The 22,047-nt window shown below is 59.4% G+C and carries 22 protein-coding genes; 10 read left to right on the top strand and 12 right to left on the bottom strand.

Features of this window, described 5'->3' with window-relative positions; genetic code table 11:
- Positions 1 to 2: 2 nt before the first annotated feature.
- From GXX82_03995 to GXX82_03980, 4 genes are all read right to left on the bottom strand, one after another.
- Positions 3 to 1,595 (bottom strand): decarboxylase, encoded by a 1,593-nt coding sequence (locus GXX82_03995; protein ID NLT22188.1) that lies wholly within the window; start codon positions 1,593 to 1,595, stop codon positions 3 to 5.
- Positions 1,596 to 1,807: 212 nt separating this feature from the next.
- Positions 1,808 to 3,271, bottom strand: coding sequence for a lysine--tRNA ligase (gene lysS / locus GXX82_03990; GenBank protein ID NLT22187.1), 1,464 nt, complete (start codon positions 3,269 to 3,271; stop codon positions 1,808 to 1,810).
- Positions 3,272 to 3,300: 29 nt separating this feature from the next.
- Positions 3,301 to 4,566 (bottom strand): 30S ribosomal protein S12 methylthiotransferase RimO, encoded by a 1,266-nt coding sequence (gene rimO, locus GXX82_03985; GenBank protein ID NLT22186.1) that lies wholly within the window; start codon positions 4,564 to 4,566, stop codon positions 3,301 to 3,303.
- Complete coding sequence (locus GXX82_03980; protein ID NLT22185.1) at positions 4,556 to 5,335, bottom strand: TIGR02757 family protein; 780 nt, start codon at positions 5,333 to 5,335, stop codon at positions 4,556 to 4,558. Before GXX82_03980 ends, rimO begins: the two co-directional genes overlap by 11 nt.
- A gap of 236 nt (positions 5,336 to 5,571) precedes the next feature.
- On the opposite strand from GXX82_03980, the gene GXX82_03975 reads away from it, so the two are divergent.
- From GXX82_03975 to GXX82_03965, 3 genes are all read left to right on the top strand, one after another.
- On the top strand, positions 5,572 to 5,742 hold the full coding sequence (locus GXX82_03975) for a hypothetical protein (protein ID NLT22184.1): 171 nt from the start codon (positions 5,572 to 5,574) through the stop codon (positions 5,740 to 5,742).
- Between the two features lie 312 nt (positions 5,743 to 6,054).
- Positions 6,055 to 7,362, top strand: coding sequence for a hypothetical protein (locus GXX82_03970; GenBank protein NLT22183.1), 1,308 nt, complete (start codon positions 6,055 to 6,057; stop codon positions 7,360 to 7,362).
- Positions 7,363 to 7,508: 146 nt separating this feature from the next.
- A complete protein-coding gene (locus tag GXX82_03965) occupies positions 7,509 to 7,883 on the top strand; it encodes a hypothetical protein (protein NLT22182.1) in 375 nt (124 codons plus the stop codon).
- A gap of 6 nt (positions 7,884 to 7,889) precedes the next feature.
- On the opposite strand, the gene GXX82_03960 is transcribed toward GXX82_03965, so the two are convergent.
- On the bottom strand, positions 7,890 to 9,059 hold the full coding sequence (locus GXX82_03960; protein ID NLT22181.1) for a PAS domain S-box protein: 1,170 nt from the start codon (positions 9,057 to 9,059) through the stop codon (positions 7,890 to 7,892).
- Positions 9,060 to 9,142: 83 nt separating this feature from the next.
- On the opposite strand from GXX82_03960, the gene GXX82_03955 reads away from it, so the two are divergent.
- On the top strand, positions 9,143 to 10,324 hold the full coding sequence (locus GXX82_03955; protein ID NLT22180.1) for an MFS transporter: 1,182 nt from the start codon (positions 9,143 to 9,145) through the stop codon (positions 10,322 to 10,324).
- Here the strand turns inward: GXX82_03955 and GXX82_03950 are convergent, their stop codons facing one another.
- Positions 10,325 to 10,528 (bottom strand): 4-oxalocrotonate tautomerase family protein, encoded by a 204-nt coding sequence (locus GXX82_03950; protein NLT22179.1) that lies wholly within the window; start codon positions 10,526 to 10,528, stop codon positions 10,325 to 10,327.
- Between the two features lie 56 nt (positions 10,529 to 10,584).
- On the bottom strand, positions 10,585 to 11,091 hold the full coding sequence (locus GXX82_03945; GenBank protein ID NLT22178.1) for a hypothetical protein: 507 nt from the start codon (positions 11,089 to 11,091) through the stop codon (positions 10,585 to 10,587).
- A gap of 404 nt (positions 11,092 to 11,495) precedes the next feature.
- On the opposite strand from GXX82_03945, the gene GXX82_03940 reads away from it, so the two are divergent.
- The 6 genes from GXX82_03940 to GXX82_03915 all read left to right on the top strand — a co-directional run bounded on the left by GXX82_03940 (position 11,496) and on the right by GXX82_03915 (position 17,675).
- Positions 11,496 to 12,230: a PEGA domain-containing protein gene (locus GXX82_03940; GenBank protein NLT22177.1), complete on the top strand. Its 735-nt coding sequence runs from the start codon at positions 11,496 to 11,498 to the stop codon at positions 12,228 to 12,230.
- Positions 12,231 to 12,244: 14 nt separating this feature from the next.
- Positions 12,245 to 12,715 carry a hypothetical protein gene (locus GXX82_03935; protein NLT22176.1) on the top strand — a complete coding sequence of 157 codons (471 nt, stop codon included), beginning with the start codon at positions 12,245 to 12,247 and terminating at the stop codon, positions 12,713 to 12,715.
- Positions 12,716 to 12,759: 44 nt separating this feature from the next.
- Positions 12,760 to 13,878, top strand: a complete 1,119-nt coding sequence (locus tag GXX82_03930) for a beta-lactamase family protein (GenBank protein ID NLT22175.1) — start codon at positions 12,760 to 12,762, stop codon at positions 13,876 to 13,878.
- A 54-nt stretch (positions 13,879 to 13,932) separates the two neighbouring features.
- On the top strand, positions 13,933 to 15,849 hold the full coding sequence (locus tag GXX82_03925) for an ATP-binding cassette domain-containing protein (GenBank protein NLT22174.1): 1,917 nt from the start codon (positions 13,933 to 13,935) through the stop codon (positions 15,847 to 15,849).
- Between the two features lie 35 nt (positions 15,850 to 15,884).
- On the top strand, positions 15,885 to 16,133 hold the full coding sequence (locus GXX82_03920; protein ID NLT22173.1) for a GIY-YIG nuclease family protein: 249 nt from the start codon (positions 15,885 to 15,887) through the stop codon (positions 16,131 to 16,133).
- Positions 16,134 to 16,325: 192 nt separating this feature from the next.
- Complete coding sequence (locus GXX82_03915) at positions 16,326 to 17,675, top strand: DEAD/DEAH box helicase (protein ID NLT22172.1); 1,350 nt, start codon at positions 16,326 to 16,328, stop codon at positions 17,673 to 17,675.
- Between the two features lie 29 nt (positions 17,676 to 17,704).
- On the opposite strand, the gene GXX82_03910 is transcribed toward GXX82_03915, so the two are convergent.
- From GXX82_03910 to GXX82_03890, 5 genes are all read right to left on the bottom strand, one after another.
- Entirely contained in the window at positions 17,705 to 19,471 is a 1,767-nt protein-coding gene (locus tag GXX82_03910) for a phosphoenolpyruvate carboxykinase (protein ID NLT22171.1), read from the bottom strand.
- A 72-nt stretch (positions 19,472 to 19,543) separates the two neighbouring features.
- Positions 19,544 to 20,140, bottom strand: coding sequence for a flavodoxin family protein (locus GXX82_03905; protein ID NLT22170.1), 597 nt, complete (start codon positions 20,138 to 20,140; stop codon positions 19,544 to 19,546).
- A 59-nt stretch (positions 20,141 to 20,199) separates the two neighbouring features.
- A complete protein-coding gene (locus tag GXX82_03900; GenBank protein NLT22169.1) occupies positions 20,200 to 20,595 on the bottom strand; it encodes a DUF3592 domain-containing protein in 396 nt (131 codons plus the stop codon).
- A gap of 107 nt (positions 20,596 to 20,702) precedes the next feature.
- Positions 20,703 to 20,921 carry a hypothetical protein gene (locus GXX82_03895; GenBank protein ID NLT22168.1) on the bottom strand — a complete coding sequence of 73 codons (219 nt, stop codon included), beginning with the start codon at positions 20,919 to 20,921 and terminating at the stop codon, positions 20,703 to 20,705.
- A gap of 123 nt (positions 20,922 to 21,044) precedes the next feature.
- Entirely contained in the window at positions 21,045 to 21,620 is a 576-nt protein-coding gene (locus GXX82_03890) for a flavin reductase family protein (protein ID NLT22167.1), read from the bottom strand.
- Positions 21,621 to 22,047: the final 427 nt, after the last annotated feature.

The following is a 22,047-nucleotide window of genomic DNA, read 5'->3' as shown; positions in this document are numbered from 1 at the left end:
CCTCACAGGGAAAAGATGTCGTTGTACCTGTCCCGCTGTCTCATCACCGTCAGCTTGCCGTCGGCCTGAACGAGGACGCGGGCGGGGCGGGGAAAGGAGTTCGCGTTGGACGCGAAGAACTGGGGGCCGTAGGAGCCCGTGTCGTGGATGAGCACGACGTCTCCCCGGACCGGCCGTCTCTGGAGGGACACCTTGTACTTCGCCAGCATGTCCCCGGAGAAACAGAGGTTGCCGGCGACGAAGGCCTCGAAGGGCTCGGGATCCCGGCGGTCACGGTCATTGATTATCTCCCAGCGGTTGACGGGCATGTACACGAGGGCCTCTCCAAAGCTGGTGACGCCCATCTCGAGGCTCACGAGGTTGTGCCATTCCCCGATCCTCCTCACCTGCGACACCCGGGCGAGGGTGACGGCCGAGTCTCCCACGATGCCGCGGCCGGGTTCGATGACGAGAGCGGGCTCTCCCAGGTCCTTGAGGGCACGAACGGTATCGACATCTCTCCCGCCGACGGGCACCTTGCCTCTCAGTATGGCCTCCACCATCCTCTCCTTCGGATAAGGGGTGTAGAAGGTGTCGTCATTCCACCGCGAGGCATCGATCGAGCCGTCGGGCCGGCGCTCGAAACCGCCCGTGCGATTGTTCCATATGAAGACACGGCTCATGTCCCCCTTCTGCGACGCGAGGTAGCCGTTTTTCACCCTCTCCAGAAACGTGTCCCATTCCTCCTTCGTCACGTAAGACAGGGGGAAACCGCCTCCAATGTTGATGATCTCGCACTTCCTGCCCGTCTTCGTGAGCAGGTGGCCGAGTTCGATCATCCTGCCCAGCACGCCGAGGTAGGGCGCAAGGTCGGCGATCTGGGAGCCGATATGGGTGTGAAAACCGAGGAAACGGACATGGGGGTGGCTGTTCAGGGTCTTCAGGAATTGGGGCATGTCATCAAGGCAGGCCCCGAACTTCGTCCACCTGCCCGCGGTGAAGACGGCCTCCGCCGTGACGTGACTGAGTTCGAACCCGCTCAGCCTCATGACGACCCGCGGGCTCTTCCCCATTTTCTTCGCCATTTCGGAGACGATCTGGAACTCCTCGATGCTGTCCGCCACGATGAGCATGTCCGTCTCGATGGCGCGGGCGATGAGAAAGTCCTCCTTACAGTTCCCGTTGAGGTCGAGCTCCGCCGGAGGGGCCCCCGCCTCGAGGGCGCACCGTGTCTCGTAATAGGAGGCAACATCGATCCCCGCCCCCTCCTTGAGGACGATCCGGAACACCGCCGGATGGGCGCATGCCTTCGCCGCAAACCGCACGTGGCCTTTGGGGTAGAGGTCCCGGAAGACCTTCTTGAAGGACCTCACGTTCCGGGCTATGGCATCGGCGGAGTAGATGTGTAAAGGAAGCTTGAACCGTTCGATCCACCACGAGAGCGAACGCTCCGCGATATACGCCTCTTTCCCCGAAGGCTTCACAAACCCTCCGTCCCCCGCGTCACCCTCCGGCACCGGACGAGCACTCGACACACCCACCCCCGATCCGAGAAGCGCCGCAGCCCCCATCCCGACAACCCCATACTTGATAAACCCCCGCCTATCGATATCCACAACGGCCTCCCTGCGCAACGGAACGCGCATTGACAATCCCGTTCCATGTGTTTCTCCACCCCGCGCGCGGGGTGCGAGAATGCCGCCAAATTCTGGAAGGCTCCAGGATTTGGCGGCCTCTTTTCTCTCTTTTTCCCTCTCTTCGCGTCCTCCGCGGTCTCAAGTGAGGAGCCTTGGCGACGAACGGGCGAGAGATATGTCTTTGTGTCTTTCTACGGTCTCAGCAACGGAAAAAGGATAACTTCCCGTATCGACGCGCTGTCCGTGAGCAGCATCGTCAGCCTGTCTATGCCGATCCCCTCTCCGGCGGTCGGGGGAAGGCCGTATTCGAGGGCTGTGATGTAGTCGTCATCGAGGGTCGCCCCCTCTTCCTTCTGCGCTATCTGGAACTCGAAGCGCTCGCGCTGGTCCTCGGGGTCGTTGAGCTCGTTAAACCCGTTCGCTATCTCCATGCCCGATATGTAAAGCTCGAAGCGTTCCGTGATGTCGGGATTCGACGCGTTTCTCTTCGCCAGGGGAGAGACCTCTATGGGGTATTGGGTTATGAAGGTGGGCTGGATGAGCTTCTTTTCACAGAGCTCCTCGAATATCTCGGTGATGAGCTTGCCCTTCGATTCCTTCTCGGCCCCCTCGATCTCGAGCTCCTTCGCGTACGCGGCAAGGCGGACCGGGTCGTTAAGGGCGGAGAGGTCGAAATTGCCGTATTCCGCCATCGCCTCGGCCATGGTGATCTTCCGCCAGGGCGGGGTGAAGTCTATCTGCTGCTCATTGTATGCAATGGTATAGGTCCCGAAGATCTCCTTCACCAGCGACGATACCATGTCCTCCGTGAGAGCCATGAGGTCCTCGTAGGTGGCGTAGGCCTGATAGTATTCGAGCATGGTGAACTCCGGGTTGTGGCGCACCGAGATGCCCTCGTTGCGGAAGTTCCTGTTGATCTCGAAGACGCGCTCGAAACCTCCGACGACAAGGCGCTTGAGGTAGAGCTCCGGTGCTATCCGGAGGAAGAGGTCCATGCCCATGGCGTTGTGGTGGGTGACAAAGGGCTTGGCCGTGGCGCCGCCGGGGATGACCTGCATCATGGGCGTTTCCACCTCGATGAAATCGCGCTCGATGAAATAGCGCCTGATGTAATTGATGATCCGTGCCCGCGTTGTGAAGACGTCCCGCACCTTCTCGTTGACGATAAGGTCGAGGTAGCGCTTGCGGTAACGCTCCTCGACGTCCTTGAGCCCATGCCATTTCTCGGGCAAGGGGCGCAGGGACTTGGTGAGGAGCTTCATGCTGTCGGCGAGCACCGTCAGTTCCCCTGTCTTTGTCTTGAAGACCTTGCCTTCAAGACCGACGATGTCGCAGATGTCGAACTTCTTGAATATATCGTAAGCGGGGCTCTTCAGGACGTCCTTGCGGATGTAGGCCTGGATCTTCCCCTTCCTGTCCTGCACGTGGATGAAGGCGCTCTTGCCGAAATCGCGGAAGGCCATGACGCGGCCCGCGATGGCGACGCGTTCCTCGCTCTTTTCCAGGTCCTCGGCGCTCAGCGACCCGAATCTTTCCTCCACGTCCCTTGTCGTCGTGTAGGGACCCCTGTCCTGGGGATAGGTATCGATGCCCTGTTCCTTCAGGCTTTTTTCCTTCTCCTTGCGCACGGCATAGAGTTCATTTGTCGGTTCCATTTTATCCTCGGTCAATTGGCGATATATTTCTATACTTCCACAACGACGTCATAATCAAGTGTTTTCACGACCTTTCCTTCGCGTATGTCTCCTTCGGCACAGGAGCCGTTCACGAAGGCGACCCCGTCGATGTCGGGCGCCTGGGTGAGCATTCTGCCCACCTTTGGGCTCGCCTCGACGTCCTCCACGACGACCTTCACCGTCTTGCCCAGAAGGCCCGACAGACGGGCGCGGGATATCTCCTTCTGCATCTCCATGAGTCTGAGGTAACGGTCGCGCTTCACCCCTTTCCGTATCTGCCCTTTCAGCTTGTGCGCCACCGTGCCCTCTTCCCTGGAGTACATGAAGGCGCCAAGCATGTCGAACTGATGGCGGCTCACGAAGGCGAGGAGGGCGTCGAACTCTTCTTCCGTCTCCGTCGGGAACCCGACGATGATGGACGTGCGGAGCGCCGCCCCGGGCAGGCGCCGCCTCATCATCGCGAGCGTCCCTTCGAGGTAGGCCTTCGTGTGTCCCCTGCCCATGAGGGAAAGGATACGGTCCTCGGAATGCTGGATGGGAACATCGAGGTAGGGTATCACCCGCGCGTCGCTTCCCATGAGCTCGACAAGCTCCTCCGTGATCCCTTTTGGATGCATATAGAGGAGCCGCACGTACCAATCCCCCCTTTCCTTGAGGAGGGAGGCGAGAAGCCCGGTGAGGCCGGGGCCCCGGCCGGCGTCCTTCCCGTAGGACGTGATGTCCTGGCCGATGATGTTGATCTCCCGGTAGCCCTCGTCGAGAAGCCAGCGGAACTCCTTGAGCACGTCCTTTTCGGCCTTCGACGTCAAACCCCCGCGGATTGCCGGTATGGTGCAATAGTGGCAGCGGTTGTCGCAGCCCTCCTGTATCTTGAGGTACGCCGTCGGCGGCTTCGTCAGCACCTGCCGGGGAAAGGTCTCCGAAAAACCACCCTGCCCGAGGTACACCCCGTTCTCGCCAATGATGCGTTCTATCTCGCCGTACCGGGACCTTCCCACGAAGGCATCCACCTCGGGAAGAAGCCTGGCAAGCTCGTCGCGGTATCGTTCGACGAGACACCCCGTGACAACGACCCTTCTGCCCGGCTCGCGGGCGGCCTCAAGGACGGCTTCGATGGACTCGCGCGCCGCCTCGGCGATGAATGCGCAGGTGTTGATAACGATCGTGTCGCCGTCGTCACCGATCGTGTGCCCCGCCGAACACAACCTGGCCGCTATGTATTCCGATTCGACAAGGTTCTTGGGACACCCCAGGCTTACGATCCTAAACCTCATGGACAGCACACCTTTCCCTGCATCTTTCGCTTCTCTTCCCCGTGCACCCCGCACCGATGCCGATGCCGTGGCAGAGGAAGAAGTCGTATTTCAGGGGGTCTCTTGGGCAATAGCGCCTGAGCGCCTCCGTCACCTCCCGGGCCGCCCGGTAAGAAGGCGTCTTCTGCCTCGTCCAGCCGAGGCATCTTCCCACCTTGTAGATGTGCGTATCGAGGGGTATGGTGAGGTCCGCGGGATCGATGAAATCCCAGATGCCGATATCGACCCCATCCTTTCTCACCATCCACCGGAGAAACATGTTCCAGCGCTTCTGCGCCCCCGTCGAGGGCCTGGGGAAAAAGAAGGTGAGCCTGTCGTCGCCGGGAAGGTAAACATCACGGATGCGCCAGATCGCCCGCCGGGTATCGCCCTCGTAAAAGGAACGGAACATGGCGCCGAGGGACCCGTGATCGCCGACGATCCGGCGAAGCACCTCGAAGAAGAGGATCAGGTCATCCTCCTTCTGGAAGCGGTAGTACAGACCTTTCAGCCCCTCCCACGCACCATTCCTGACAAAGCGGTCGGGTCCCCTGTCCATCAGCGCGAAAAGCCTCTCGAGGAAGCCCATGAAGACCCCGATCCTCCCGTAGGCGAACTGCGCCGCGATGAGACCGGCGATCTCCCTGTCGGAGTCGGAGCGCCAGCGATGGACAAAGGACACGGGATCCCCGTCCACCCGGCGGATAACCGCCGGTCCCTCCTTTTCATAGACCCTGTCGAGATCGACCATCGGGATCACCTGCCTGCGATGGCCCCGTCATAAGGAGCCGGATTTAGGAACAATGTACACCAGGTGGGCCGGTCTTTTCAAATGGGGTCCCGGCAGGGGTAGTCCCCTTTATATGGTAACGATACCCATATTTTCTGGTTATTAAAACGGCAGCATGTCCTCCTGTGATCCGTGGTAGATTGGTTCTTGGTTCTGCAAGACATCAGGCCCACAAACAATATCAAGAGGGAGAACGCGTGGCCACGAAGAAATGTCCCCATTGCGGAAAGGAAGTGAAGGTCATCCCCTTCGGGAGCAGGTACATCGCGGTCTGTTGCAACCAGATCGTCTATGTCGGTCACGAAGCCCCGCGCGACGAAGAGACGGACACCGCCAGGAAGGATGCAGGTATAGTGCAGGGCCGCTGAACCCTCGATCTTCGCGGCCATTCGGCATATGTTCGAGCACCGCAATCGGCAGCACCTCCGTTTCATGATCTCCAGTCAGGCTATATTCTCTTAGAAGAACGTTCGACACCCTTTTTCTCCCGGGGGAACGCGCGGTTTGCGCATTTAGATGTTGACTCGCCGTTATATCCAATGATATATATCCATAGTAATATACATGAGAATATAACGATAACCGCGGGCGCGGGCTTAAAACAGAGGGCTCAAGACCCGGACGCGCGGCAAGGTTTGATCAAAGATCACAGAACCATACGATATTCGAAGGAGGATGAAATGAAGAAGTGTTTGCTGGTCTTGTTCGCGATCTCTCTGATCCTTCCGGCGCTCGGCAACGCCGGCAACGTATCGAGCAGGTACGATGTCACATTCGGCGGTTACGTGAAGTTCGACCTGGGCTTCACATCCCAGAACGGCAACGCCGACGCCAGCACCGCGGCGAGGAGCAGCACATCGAGCCGCAAGGTTCTTGCCGACGAGTACGGCAACACCTTCATGACCGGCGGCGAGACCCGTTTCAACTTCCTCGTCAAGGGTCCCGATCTGTGGGGAGCGAAGACGAGCGCCTTTATCGAAGGTGATTTCCGCGGCGTGACGACGGGCAACCAGTACGGCGGCTTCAACCTCAGGCATGCCTTCATGAAGTTGAACTGGCCGTCGGCAGAGTTGATCGCCGGCCAAGCCTGGCAACAGTGGGGTATGCCCTACTACGGCGCGTGGATGGGCGTCGGCGATGTGACGGAGTACCTCAGGGGTATCAGGGTGCCTCAGATCGCCCTCAGGTATTTCTTCACCAAGGAGTTCAATGCAATGTTCGGCCTCACCTCCGCGACGGAATGGTCGGGTGCCAATAACTACTACGCCAACGGCGTCCGCGGCTGGAATGACGGGTTCGCCAGGAGCAGTTGGCCGGGGTTCGAGGGCGAGATCGCCTATTGGACCGACCGGTGCGGCAAGATCGGCCCCAACAACCTGAAGTTCGCGTTGGGGGGATACTACGGAAAGGACAACAGCACGAGCGCGACGTACCTCACCGCAACCGGTAACGACTACAGGGACGATACGATCAATGCCTGGGTAGCCGCCTTCAGGTATTCAATACCCATCGTCCCGGAGAGACAGGGCAACAAGGCAATGTCCGTGCTTCTCAACGGAAATTTCTTCATCGGACAGGACATCGCCGGCAACAACTGGCTGGGTACGGCAGGTTTGAGTGAGGGAAGCTATCAGAGACCAGCCGGAGATCGCGCAGCCCCGACGGCCTTCGGCCTTTTCACCCAGGCGTCCTGGTGGATCACCAACCGCCTGTCGCTCAACGGCATGTACGGGTATCTGAAGTACAACTACAGCGGGTACGGGCGCAGCAACACCGCAGCCGCCCGGGACAGGATCAACATGTCCCAGACCTACGCGGCAAACCTCCTGTGGGATGCCAATCAGGCCATCAGGTTCGGTATCGAGTGGATCCGGAACTTCTCGGGTTACAACGGGTACGGAACGCCCGCCGCCAGCGTCGGCACCGGCAATGCGGACCGCACGGGCGTTGCCGACATGTACAGGTTCGGCGCCTGGTATTTCTTCTGAGACCTGTCCGTTACCAACGAACATGAGAACAAGGGGCCGTGAGGCCCCTTTTTCACGTGAATCTCTTCGGGCGGGACTTTTTCTCCTTCCCAAAAGTAATACCTCCTCTCGGATCGCGATACTGTGAACGCTGAAAAGGAGGAGGCATGCAAAGGGATCGGAGATCGTCACAAAACGGGAGGATGAGCGGACTGAGACCGCTGCTCACATTCCTCGCCCTGGGAGCGGTATGGCTTTTTTGCGTCAACGCCCGAGCATCTATTGCCGCGGACTCGACGCAGATGAACGGGGACATCTCCGCATACACCGGCCAGACCTCACCTGGCCGGTTGCAAGGCGGGTCCTTCCTGCAAACGTATGAGAATAGGAGAGAGTACTGCCAGATGCCCAACATTCACACGGGGACATGCAGTTGTCCCGCGGGCTATATCCCTCGACTGGTGAGCTACTCCGAGGGCCCTGTGATCACTGAGTGGGGAGAGCTTTCCTGGTACCGGCAGGGGTACATCTGCGAGAGATAGCCGGCGCTATGTCTCATCCTGCTCCGTCTTTGCCAGCGTTTCCTCGATCTCCCTTGTAAGGTCTATCATGAGGGTGTGGCTCTCGGGGGTGTACTCCGTGGTCCTGATCTCAGCCATTCTCTTGAGGGCCGCTATCACCCCTTCCGTCCTGCCCGTCTGTTCCCGTATGGCTTCCAGGGAGGCCTGCCTTTCGTCATCGGACGCGGCCCGCTCGCTGCGCCTTGCCATGCCGCCTATTATGGTGTTGGCGTTCAGGAAATAGTGCGACAGGGTAACCATCAGTTGACGCAGCGTCGACAGGGCGATGGTCTTTCTCTCGTTCTCGAGCTCCACGAGCCTGAGGGTTTGTTTCTCCAGCTCCACCCTCTCCGTAACGTCCCGGCAGATCCCCGCGGTCGCCGTTTCCCCTTCGTATATGATGACCTTGACCTTGTTCTCCGAGTAAAGCTTCCTGCCATCCCTGTGGAGCCTCAGGTACACGTACTGGTCAGGGGCTTCGCTTCTCGATGCCCGCTCTTCGTGGATCTTTGTCAGTCGGTCACGGGACTCGGGGGCGACAAAATCCATATAGCTCCTGCCGATCACCTCATCGACGGAATAGCCGTGCATTTCGCAGAACGCCCTGTTCGCGAATACCAGTCTTCCCTCTCTGCTGAGGAAGTACCCGTCGTTGATCTCCTCCACGAGCATGCGGTATTTCGTCTCCGACTCCTTGAGTTCCCTCGTCCTGTCCCTGACCACCCGTTTCAGGTCCTCGGCATGTTCCCGTATCGACTGTTCGTGCTGGGTCTGGAAATGGTCGCTGAATCTCCTGATGGTACGGGAAAGGCAATGGTTCAACCTGTGGAGCGCGTCGGGCAGGAGAGACGCATCGAGCTCCGTGAGGAGGATCGGCACGAGAACCGTCCTGTAGAGTTCGAAAGCACCCTGGACCTCCGACAGGGTGAAGCCGACATCGAGTCGCATGGCGGTGATCTTCGAGATGAACCTGTCCATCTTCGAGAAGTCGTCTTCGGTGAGTGCCGCGAAGTACGCCTCCGTCGCTTCCGATATCGTCCCCCTGACCTCTTCCACGGGGCGGCGGGAATAGCGTTCGCTCACCTCGCTGAGGATCCGCCTCACCCATTCCCTGACAACCTCATCCCGGTGCGTTTCAAGGAGCCTCTTGAGGTCCATTACAAAAAAGCCTATACCCGAACCCAGCATCCGTCAAGGACAGTGATATTCCCTGTCAAAACTTCTGGTGAAACGGTATTCGATTGAGTTACATTGAAGTGATGGCACGGTTCGAGGAATTTCGGGGAAAAGCCCTCACCTTTCTCTTCTTCATGCTTTTTGTCTGGTTCGTCAGCTTTTCCATTCGCATCGTCTTCTCCCCGATCCTCCCCCTCGTGGAGGACGAGTTCGCCGTCAACCACGCGAAGGCGAGCGCCATCTTCACGTTCCTTTCCGCGGGGTACGGGCTTTCGGTCATCCTCTCCGGACTGTTCTCCGGCAGGGCGGGGTACAAGAGGACCATCATGCTCTCCCTTGGCCTGCTCGCGTGCCTGGCCTTTCTCATCCCCGCCGTTCACAGGTTCTATCTCCTTTATTTTGCTGCCTTCTTCCTCGGGTTCGCCCACGGGATGTACATACCTTCCGCCATCCCCCTCATCACCGAGTACTACACCGAGAAGAACTGGGGCAAGGCGATCGCCATACATGATACGGGGGCCTCTCTCGCCATCTTCGCGACACCGCTCGTCGTCCTCTTTCTCCTCCACTTCTTTCCCTGGCGGGGGATATTCGTCGTCTACGGGTGCGCCTTCGTCGTCTTTCTCGGCGTCTTCTGTCTCGCCGCCACCGAGGTGAAGATACACGATCCCGCGCGGGCCCTGTTCAGGGAGATCGTCAGGATACGCTCCCTCTGGTTCATGACCTGCATCTGGGTCTTCGGGGCGGGGTCCAATCTCGGCATCTATTCGATCACTCCCCTGTACCTGACAAAGGAGCTGGGATTGACGATCGACTACGCCAACACCATCCTCGGCGTATCGCGGCTCGTTTCCATCGGCGTGGCGGTGGCCTGCGGTTTCATCGTCGACCGGTTCAGCCTCAGGAGGATCATGTTCTTTCTCCTCGCCGTCACCTCGGTCTTCACCGTCCTTCTCGGCCTGTCCCCCGTGAGGCACACAGGCGTCCTTCTCTTCTTCCAGGCTTTCTTCGTGACGGGGTTCTTCCCGGTGGGGCTTGTGGCCATCGCACGAACGTTCGCGAGGGAGATGCGCGGCCTGGCGACGGGTGTTATCCTGTCTGCGAGCTTCTTCATGGGGGGCGGTGTCATGCCCTGGCTTCTCGGGGTCTCGGGCGACCTCTACAGCTTCAGGCTGGGCATCACAATCCTTGGCGTGCTCACCCTCTTCGCGAGCACCCTCGTCTTTCGCCTCAGGGAACTGAAATGATCAGCTCCCGCGCTTTCTCCTTTCCGTGACCGTCTCACCGCCCACTCCCCAGTTGTCCGTCTCCACCTCGTCGATGATAACATAGGTCGTCTGCGGCTTCTTTCCCAGGACATCGAAGAGGAGCTGCGTCACGCCCTGGATCAGCTTCTCCTTCTGCTCCGCGGTGACCCCTTCTTTCGTTATCTTGATATTCACGTACGGCATCGTCGCCCTCCCTGTTCCACGCGACCATCCGACAGACCGGGCTTGAAACCGTCCGGTCACTCATTCAGCCATGGACATCTGTCTCTTCTCTTTCTCCCCGCCCTCAGCACCGTGTTCCCAACTGGTACCGCAACGAGGCCGGCAACGGCATACAAGAGGAGCCTCAGGTCCTGCTCCCAGTCACCGGGAACGACGAGGCAGGCAATGCCGAACCCCGCCGCAAACCACACCGCCGACCATATGATATCGCAGAAGAGCCTCGTTTCCAGGGCACGCACCCTGAGTTCCGATACCGGCTCGAATATGCGCGCCTCAAGGACATCCCTCGCCTGCCCCAGGTATTCCCCCGGCACCGCCACTCTGGCAGGCGCGTGCTCCGCGCGGGCAGCGGACGCCCCGGCATCACCCGGTACGGTCCCGGTCCCCTCCACGACAAAGGGAATCCCCGTGTCGAGAAGCACCGATCGGACCGCCGCCAACTCTTCTTCCCCGGCAACCTCGACAAGGAACACGTATCCCGCGGGGAAGGATGGACGCGGGTCGTCATCATCACGAAAATACACATCACCTTCGTCACCGGCCGATACCGCATCCTCGACAAGCGCGACATCACAGATCCGGCAGACCGTTACTCCTTCACCATATCTCGTATGACAACGAGGACAGAAGATGATCCAACTCCCCCGGAGAACCGTCCCAACCATTCCAACCGCTCTGACAATTCCAACGGTTCCAACCGTTTCCTCACGCAACCTCCCCGTTCGCCCCGATGAGAAAGTTGCCTTCGCGACCGACGCACAGGCGATAGGGTCCTTCACCTTCGCCCCGATCTTTCCAGCGTCACCGTGTCCTGACCGGTACGGTCATAATAACACGATGTCCCCCGGATTGGAACAAGAGCGGACGCGACGGAAGTGTTGACATTTCCCCCCGTTCGTGTAAATCATTGTCATTCTCGGAGGTGCAAATGCTCACAGGAAGATATGCTCTGATCGTCTTTTGTCTTGTCGTCCTTTTCGGGGGCGGCTGCGAGACGGTCGTCTTGAGACAGGACGTCCCCGTTTCCACGAACCCCATGGGGGCCAGGATACTGGCCGATGGGAAACCGGCGGGCCAGACCCCCGGCACCGTTTCCCTCGAGAGGAACAGGGACCACATCCTTACCCTTGTCAAGGAGAACTACCAGCAGGTGGACATCGTCATCAACAGGCAGTACCAGTCGAACAAGGTTCTCATGAAGGCCGTCCAGTCCGGGGTCAACTCGGGGCTCTTCTTCAAGAACGCCGGGATGGGGATGAACAGCGGGTTCAACTCCATCTCCAACCAGGAAGCAACGGGTGAGGCCTACGTCCTCGTGCCGCCGTCGGTGGCCGTGACCCTCATTCCCTTGCAGGGCCAGGCGGCGCGCCCCGGACAGGCGACACCGTATCCCGCCGCGCCTCCCGCCTCCGCTTCGGCGCCTGCTCTAGCAAACACCGACATAGCGACGAAGGACCTCATTCAGGCCGGTGTTATCGCGGGCGCGGCTGTCGGGGCGAGCCAGACCAAACCCATCGAGAAGAAGTGGGAGACCTCGTCGTCATCGAGGACGTACAAGGAACCTGACGGGGCGGTGGTCACGAAAAAGTCGAGCACATCCGTCAGCGTCGGCGTCAACCCCGCGGGACTCATAAACGCCCTCGACACGCTGTTCTCGAAATGAAAGGAGATGCATCGATGAAGAAAACACATGTTGTCATGATCGCGGTGGCCCTCGTCCTCGCGCTTTCCGGGTCCGTGATGGCCGTCGACATAGATACCCTCGACAAGGTCAGCGTCTTCATGCCGAAATCCGAGGTCATCGCCATACTCGGTCCTCCCGACGACGTGCTCGATGTCGGCGCGGGCCTTCAGGCCGAGGTATACAAGATGGAGGGCATCGATCCGATGATGGGAACGGGCTGCATCTACGACGGTGACCGTCTTGCCGGCCAGTCCTTCATGTTCGCGGGGGAGATGACCGCCGGGGCCGCCGAGAGGTTGAAAAAGCACGGCTTCGCCCTCCTCGAGGAGAAGAACGCCGCCTACCGGCTGCTCGGGAAGGACGACGACACGGGCAGGGTCTTCGTGGTCCATGTCTTCAGCGAGATGGGCATGACCATCGTCATGACCTTTGAAAAGGAATTCTACGACAGGCATAAGAAGTAGCGGTGGTCGCCGCTTAAAAGAGAGACACAGACGGAGGAACGCTTATGAAGAAAAGCCCGGCACTTATCATCCCCTTCGCGGTGATCACCACCATCCTTTTCCTGCTTTTCGCCGCCGACTGTCCCGCGGCAAGCCCCGAACTCGCCCCGGAGAAGATCGACGAGGTGGTCACAAAGATCATGAAGGAGAAGAACATCCCGGGGCTGTCGCTGGCCATATCGATGCCCGGAAGGACGATCGAGAGAAGCTACGGTATCGCCAACATGGAATACAACATCCCCGTGGAAAGGGACACCATCTTCCAGATAGGCTCCGTCACCAAGACCTTCACGGCCATAGGCATACTGATGCTTCAGCAGGAGGGGAAGCTCAGCGTCAGGGACAGGATCACAAAGTACTTCCCCCAGTACCCGCAGTGGCACGACATCACCTTGAAGCATCTCCTCCAGCACACCTCGGGGATACGGGAGATGACGGAGACGGAACCCTTCAAGAGCAATCAGATGAGGGACTGGACGCCGCGGGAGGTCATCGCCCGCATGGCCGATGAGCCCCTCGATTTCGAACCGGGGCAGAACGCCGTCTACAGCAATATCGGGTGCATCATTCTGGGCGTGGTCATCGAAAAGGTGACGGGCGTCTCCTACAATGATTTCCTGAGCGACAGGATCCTGAAACCCCTGGGAATGGCCCACACGATGTTCGGCAGCACGAGCGCCATCATTCCGAAGCGGGCATCGGGCTATGTCTTCACCGGCAAGCTCATGAACGCCCCCTTCGCGAGTCTCGTCCTGCCCCATGCCAGCGGCGGCATGACCTCCACCGCGTCGGACCTCGTCAAGCTCACGAAGGTCTTCACGGCAAAGGCCCTCCTCACGGAGAGGTCCGTGAGGGAGATGTTCGCCCCCGCCCGCCTCACCAGCGGGACGGAGTTCGTCCTTCCCGGTCCGACCATTAACATGACCTTCGGCTACAGCCTTGACTCCGTGCGGGGCAAGAAGGCGGTGATCCCCGCCAAGACGGGCGGGATATCGGGGTTCAACTCCTATTTTGCCTACTTCCCCGAATCTCAGACAATGGTGGCCGTGACGGCAAACCTTGACAACTCGCTTGGGAGCCTTGTCATCATCACCGACGCCCTCTTCGGGCTGAAGGACAGGTGAGGAAGGGTACGCCCGCGTTTTCCATCGTGATATACTGAAGGCCTCCGGGGTGACATGGGACTTTTGCGCCTGCATGATGTTTCTTTGAGTTTCGGCGGACCCCGGCTCTTCGACTGCGCCACGATCCAGATCGAATCGGGTGAGAGGATAGGTCTTGTGGGCCGCAACGGGTCGGGCAAGTCGACCTTCATGAAGCTCATAGCCGGCGAGATCCGTCCCGATTCGGGAGAAGTCGTCTACGGCGGCGATGTCCGCGTTGCGCTCCTTCCCCAGGATGTTCCCGTCAACCTCCCCGGGACCGTTTATGACGTCGTCGCCTCGGGCGGTTTGGAGCACGTCCGGCTCCTCAGGGAATACCACGACCTCACGATGCGCATCGCCCGCGGGCAGGACGACGGGCTCCTCAAGGAACTTGAACAGGTGCAGCATCTCATTGAAGCATCGGGCGCCTGGCATTACCACCGGAGGATCAAAACGGTGATAGAGCGGACCGCGCTCGATGAGAATGCGTTCTTCACGAACCTTTCGGCGGGCATGAAGCGGCGCGTTTTCCTGGCAAAAGCCCTCGTCGCGGACCCGGACCTTCTCCTCCTCGATGAACCGACGAACCACCTCGATGTGACCACCATCCTCTGGCTTGAGGAATTCCTCCTGAGATATGGGAAAACCTTCATCTTCGTGACCCACGACCGGGCGTTCTTAAGGCGCCTTGCGACGAGGATCATAGAGATCGACCGGGGTCGCCTGACATCGTACACCTGCGATTACCCGGCGTATCTCGAACGCAGGCAGGCCCTTCTTGAGGCCGAGGAGAAGCAATGGTTTGAATTCGACAGGAAGCTCTCCCGGGAAGAGGTGTGGATCAGGCAGGGCATCAAGGCCCGCCGGACCCGTGATGAAGGCAGGGTCCGGGCACTCCTGCGGATGCGTGATGAACGGGCGGCGCGCCAGGAGCAAACGGGCCTGTCCCGGTTCTCCATCGAGGAGGCCGAGCGAAGCGGCCGGATGGTTGTGGATGCAAAGGGGGTATCCTTCGCCTGGGGGGACAGGAAGATAATCTGCGGTTTCTCCACCGCCATCATCCGGGGCGACCGGGTGGGCATCATAGGTCCCAACGGGTGCGGCAAGACAACGCTTCTCAGGATACTCCTCGGTCACATCGCGCCTCAGGAGGGAAAGGTCAAGCTGGGAACGAACGTCGCCGTTGCCTATTTCGACCAGCTACGCTCCCAGCTCGATGAGACGAGGACGCTCAGAGAGAACATCGGCGGCGGCAACGACATGATCATCGCCGGGAGCGGCTCCCGCCACGTGGTGGGATATCTCCAGGACTTTCTCTTCTCCCCCGAGCGGACGATGTCGCCCGTTGGCTCCCTCTCCGGCGGCGAGCGCAACCGTCTGCTTCTGGCAAAGCTCTTCATCATCCCCTCCAACGTCCTCGTCCTCGATGAACCCACGAACGACCTCGACACGGAAACACTGGAACTCCTCGAGGAGAAGCTCCTCGAATACAACGGCACCATCCTGATGGTAAGTCACGACAGGGCGTTCCTCAACAATGTCGTGACCTCGACGATCGTCTTCGAAGAGAACGGGAGCCTCAAGGAATACGTTGGCGGCTACGACGACTGGTTGAGGCATGCAAACCCGCCTCCGGCCGCGGACAAAACGGTGCCGAAACAACAAAGGCAGAAGAAAACGAAAGCTCCGCAGGAGAAGAGACGGCTGACCTTCAAAGAGGCCCGGGAGCTTGAATCTCTGCCGCCGTTGATAGAGGCCCTGGAAGAGGAAAAGAGACAATTGACGGAAACCCTCAATTCACCAGAGTTCTATGCGGGTCGCAACCTCGAAAGGATAAAGACCGTCAACGACCGCTGGGGTGCCCTGGAGAAGGAACTCGACGCAGCCTATCGTCGCTGGGACGAACTGGAAGAACTGAAGGCCGCCCTCGGCGGTCCATCCGGGCAATGAGGGTCATGGCGGATACGGCCGCGATATTCGTCTACATGCTGGAGTGTTCCGACGGAACCCTCTATTGCGGCTGGACAAACAATCTTGAAAAGCGCCTCGAAGAACATGCCGCGGGAAAAGGGGGGGCCAAATACACACGTGGACGCCGACCGGTCCGTCTCGTCTACAGGGAACCCTGCCCGACGAGATCCGATGCCCTGAAAAGAGAGAAGGAGATAAAAAAGCTCTCTCGTGCCGGGAAGCTGCTTCTCATAGAAAAGGCGCCCGAAGGGAGGCCGATTTGACAGGCGCCGCTCTATATCTTATAGTGTTCACCGGGTCGCGAAGTAATGACCCCTGGCCGCGTGAAGATTCTCTGTCCGTAACGTTCCCACAACAGACAATTTCATCGAGCCCGATGACTTCCGGGAACGGTTCCTGCCGGATCGGGCCGTCTCGTTCCGCTGGTTTCTAATCTTGTTTGAAAGAAGGTGCCCTTGGGTTTCAATTCATTCAAGCTTCATCCGAAGATCGCCGCCGCCGTGAAGGCGCTCGGCTATGAGGTCCCCACTCCCATCCAGGTGCAGGCCATCCCGCCGGTCCTCGCCGGCAAAGACGTCATGGGCCTTGCTCAGACCGGGACGGGCAAGACGGCAGCCTTCGTGCTGCCCATTCTCGAGCACCTCCTCCCCGGCCCGCGGGGAAGGGTGCGCTCCCTCATCGTCGCGCCCACACGGGAGTTGGCGGAACAGATACACGTGTCCATCGGGGAACTGGGGCGCAACACCCATTTGAAGAGCTGCACCGTCTACGGCGGAGTGGGTGTTAACCCGCAGGTCAGCAAGCTCCGTTCCGGCGTCGATATTGTCGTGGCCTGTCCCGGCCGTCTCCTCGATCACCTTGCGCAAAAGACGATCGACCTCGAGGGCCTCGAGATCCTCGTCATCGATGAGGCGGACCGAATGTTCGACATGGGTTTCCTCCCCGACATCAGGCGCATCATCAAACAGTTGCCCGTAAAACGGCAGACGCTCATGTTCTCCGCGACCATGGCCCCGAGCATCCGCAAGCTTACCGATGAGGTGCTTTCCAACCCCGTCACGGTGAAGATCGGTCACACCAATCCCGCCGACACAGTGTCCCACGCGCTCTTTCCCGTAGAGCAGCACCTGAAGACCGCGATGCTCATGGAGCTTCTCCGGCAGACCGACACGGAATCGATCCTCATCTTCACGCGTACCAAGTACCGCGCGAAACGCATCGGACAGGAATTGCAGAAGGCCGGCTACAGGGCTGCCTCACTGCAGGGGAACCTGTCGCAGAACAAACGTCAGGAGGCCCTCGACGGATTCCGCGACGGGTCCTACCAGATCCTCGTGGCGACGGATATCGCGGCCCGGGGCATCGATGTATCGAACATATCCCACGTGATCAACTACGATATGCCGGACACGACGGACGCGTACACCCACCGCATCGGCCGCACCGGCCGCGCGGCGAAGACCGGGGACGCATTCACGTTTGTCTGCAAGGAAGATGAACCCCAGGTCAGGGCCATCGAACGTGTGCTCGGCGACAGGATCGAGCGGCGCGTCGTGAAGAATTTCGACTACACGACACCGGCACCCAAACGCGACGTTGAATTCGCACGACCGCCGCGGCCGCCGAGACGCGACAGGGTGCAGGTGAAGCCGGAACAGGCGAACAAAGGAACGGCGGACGGCAAAAGGCCCGGCACGGGTTCCCCCGGACCGGCACGCGCCGGAATCTCCGCCACCGGACCCAGATCCGCGGTTCCGTCGACACAGAGGCGCCGGAAAAAAAGGACGGGCCGGTCCTCAACATGATCTCTGCCTGCTTCCCCGGATCGCGGGCCTCATTTCCCCGCGATCATTTCCAGCAAAGCCTGCGCGGCCTGTTCCGGTCCCTTCCGTTCCCAGCCCGGGATTCCCAGCCTCGTCCGTAGCTGCCCCACGAATATCCCTTTTCTGAAGAAGGCCTGAAAGAACCTCCTCGCGATGTCGTCGTGAAGTGCCTTGTACTGGACCGCTCCGAAAACATTCACGAAATATGTGTGCACCAGGCCGACCGATGTGGTGGTGCCCTTGCTCATGGCCGTTCCCTCCCGGAACACGTGCAGCGCGCCTTCCGGGTCATCAAGCCTTTCGATGATCGGATGTTCCTCGTCGGTCTCCTCGTAGTTGTTCGCGTAGAGCACCATGTCAACGGGACAGCCTTCCATCACGTTCTCGTACGTGGTCACCGGCAGCACGATCCGTGAGTTCACCTGACTGGGATTCATGATGATCGAGCGGTCGAGCTGACCGAAGGCATAGCCCGGCTGGAGGTCATCGAGCCTGACAAAGGCCCCGACCTCCGTACCGTAGCCGATGATGACCCCTTCCTGCCCGATGTCCAGCGCCCCCATGTCATCGGCGATAATGGTCATCTCCTCGATACGGTCTTCTCCCATGGTCCTGAACGCCTCGAGCGTCTCCGATTTCCCCGCCCCCGTGTCGCCGATGATCAGAAGCGTCAGCGGGCGGTCGTCTTTCGTCACGATCCTGACCATCGCCCCATGATAGGGCATCCTGCCCAGTTTCATGACCTTGATGTTGTGGAGCGTCAGCACCATCTTCTTGAGATATCCGAAGTACCCGAACTGGTCTTCGTTCGGGCAGGCGGCTACAAGAAGGCCGTTCTCCTCATCGTCGCAGAAGACGGTCGGCATGGACGCGAGGCCGTCGAGGGCGCCGGAAGGCACCCCGAAAAGGTAGACCGCGTCGACAGGGCGATGGAGGAACTCGTCGTCGGCCAGCTCAAAGAGGTTGCACAGCGACAGACCAAGCTCATAGAACTTCTCGTGCACGTACACGAGAACGAGGAGCGGACCGACCTTGGCGGGGTAACAGAGCCACTCGTCGGGTGAGATCTCCACCAGCTCCAGGGGGTTCTGAGGTATCCTCTCGAATTTGCCTGTCCGCTTGTTCATCGGAGGGTTCAGAAGGAGCGGCGGGTACAGCAGGATCTGGCGGATCATGGGAACGTCGCGCAGCTTCCGATAGCTCCCCCCGGGTAATCCGGTGTCCTTCGGCAGCGCGATCACGGCCACTTCCGCTCCCGCCCGCACCTGCCGGTAGACATTGGGATGCATACCGGTGATGTTCTCCTCCATGTCCCGGTAAGCCTGCCGCACGAGATGGGTCAATGACTCGATCGTTGAAGCGAACGTCCGGTACGGACGCCGGTCCAGGCGGTCCCCGGCGGAATCACAGATGATGAAGCGCTCGAATTCCCTCCAGTAATTGTACAGGCCCTCCACGAAGGTCTGCAAACGGGACCGTCTGGAGACCAGGTCGTCCCATCCCTCCATCAGTTTCGGCACGGTCTCGAGCGGCATCTTGACAAGGACCTGGAATACCTGGCCGAGCTCCAGGATATCCTTGTCCCCTATTTCGTCGATCTCCTTGTCGAAGATCTCAAGCAGGGAAGATCGTTTCGCCTTCAGGTCCTGAACGAACCGCTTCAGCACGGCGAGAAACAACTCGCTTGACATCATCTCTTCCGGTGTCTCGCACACCCTGTCCCGAAGGAGCATGATGACCTTTCTTCCTACGAATCTGAATGCGACCCTGTCTTCCATGGTCCTTGTTCTCCATTCCTGTCTTTCTTTTGGGTTTCGGGCCCGTCACGGGGGCACGCCTACCCGGCGCGGCTATTCGGGGTACCGGGCCGTATGGGGTTTTATCGCCTTTCCGAGCCAGTCTATTGCCGCCGCCAGATGGCGCATGTTGGCAAGTCCTTCCTCATCGGCGGAAACCTCCCCTTTATCGCGGCCGAATCCCATGTTCCAGTAGGTCGAGCCGGGGACTATCATGCGTGACATGAGGAACATGTGGTTGATGGTATCGAAGGCATGTATGGCACCGCCCCTTCGCAGGGCGACCACGGCGGCCCCGATCTTTCCCTGGAAGGCGTTCCCGTTGGCGCGCGCCACGTATCCGGAGCGTTCCACGAGCGCCTTCATGTCAGAGCAAACGCCTCCGAAGTAAACGGGTGAGCCGAGGATGATGGCATCCGCCTTCAACATCTTCGCGAAGACCTTGTTGAACACATCCTTCTTGATCGCGCATTGGCGGTCTTTCCTGACAAGGCACATGCCGCAGGCGCTGCAGCCCCGGATATCGGTGCCCCCGACCTCCATGAACTCCGTTCTCCACCGGGCCTTCCTGAGGACGCGCAGTACTTCCTTCAGGAGTATCTCCGTGTTGCCCCCCTTGCGGGGGCTGCCGTTCACCGCTATCGCAAGCATGAATGACCTCCAGTGTCGATATGAGGACGCGCTGAAGACCTACAGGGGAGGCCTCGTCATCAGGACCTCATCCGCAGCCTGGCATCCTCGGGCTTTATTGGATCATAATAGACCGTGATCGGGTTTCCCACGGGATACTCGGCAAGGACCTTCTTTACCCTGTACTCCTCCTGGTATGCCCGGTCCACACCCTGGGCGCCGGTGTACCTCTGTCCCTCCACGGTATACTCGAAGAGGACCATGGGGAAGTAGAAGCTCCAATCCCCGGGGTTGGTGCGGGCAGCCTCCTCCACCTTGCTCCCTATCACCCTGCCCTCTATCGCGTGCCAGCCCGGCGGAATGGCCATGAGCCTCCGGCTCCCCGCCTGGTTCCTGCGCAAGAGCCGTATCACCACGATCAAGACAACCACGGGTACGCCAACAAAGAGAAGCCCGACCACCAGGATTCCGGTCATATATCCTCCTGCGACCTGGTCACCGTCCGATGCCTGTACCTTCTCGCGAGATCCGGGTGACTCTTGCCATCTGTCGTCGCTTGTCCCCTCACGATGAACGGGACGACTCACGACCTATGTTTCAATTTCTTCACAAGGGTGTACGCGCCATAGCCGACGATGGCCCCGACAGTAGCAGCGACGGGGACGACAACGACGGCGAGAGTGGTCACCGCCTTGACCGCCCGCGCCGCGCTGACAAGCTTCTTTGCCTTTCCCGTACGCGATCCCATACGTGTTCCCGACATTCTCCTGTCGAAGCTCACACTTTCTTCTTCTTCAACCATTTTCCTGCAAATTCCCCTTGTTTGCAAGAAAGAACAAGAGAAAAAAAGCGGGAGATGGGTGATAGGTTACGGGTCATGGGAAAGACCTTTCTCTTGCGCGAAAGATGGTTTTCGCCTCCCCTATCACCCATCACCTCTCTTTATCATCTTCGTTCCCGTCTCCCACGCCGACGCCACGCGCCCTCCCAGGGCGAGATAGCTTCTCTCCGGCATGGACAGGATGAGGGGGTTCACCTTCTTCATGTCCGGCACCCCCTCCGTCAGGTACCGCTCGTCGCTGTACACGGCCAGCACCTCCCCGATGAACAGCTCGTTCGTTGGCAGGTCGACCACATTGATGAGCCGGCACTCTATGTTGTAGGGGCATTCCGTTATCATCGGCGCCGCCCCCGACTTGCCATAGAAAGTCGCGAACTCCTTCGACTTGTCGTATTTCCTGCCTGACACGATACCGCAATAGTCCGTCACCTCCACCATGTCCACGGACGGGATGTTAACGCTGAAAGCTCCGCTCTCCTTGATCCCGCCATTGCTGTAATGGACCTTGTTCAGCGCGATCGCGATGCAGGGCGGCTTGAAATTGACCATGCTGAACCATCCCACGGCGAGATAGTTCGGCTTCTTCTCCACCATCGTGCCGACGATGGAACAGGGCATGGGGTAAAGGATCGTATCGCTGCTTATCTCCACCTTATCCATCAGGTCCCTCCTCATATCGCATCCGATACCCTACCATTGTACCCCAACCAGCCATCGGGAGGCCTCAACTTTTTCATCCCCTAGGAGCCGGGAAAGAATCTAAAAGATTTGCCTCTCGCCCGTTCGTCGCGTTCGCTCCTCTCTCAAGCCCGCAGAGATCGCAGAGAAAAGAAGAGGATTCTTTTCAGGTGGGAGTTATGGGGGAGGGATGGAAGTCTGGAGGGGGTGAGACGGTATGGATGGTTGTGGGACCTATAGGACATATAGGACCCATAGGACCTATGACTACAGGGGGGATGCGAGGGGATAACTTCTTCAGGATAAAAAGGACTATTTCTTTCTCTCCCGCCGGAACGGCGGGACGAGAAGGCCGCCGGATTTTGGTAGGCTTCGAAATCCGGCGGCAATCTTTTCTCTCTTTTCTCCT

Source organism: Syntrophorhabdus sp. (genome assembly GCA_012719415.1).
GTDB lineage: Bacteria > Desulfobacterota > Syntrophorhabdia > Syntrophorhabdales > Syntrophorhabdaceae > Delta-02.
The sequence above is the reverse complement of the archived record's forward strand: the minus strand, read 5'-3'. Positions and strand labels throughout refer to the sequence as shown.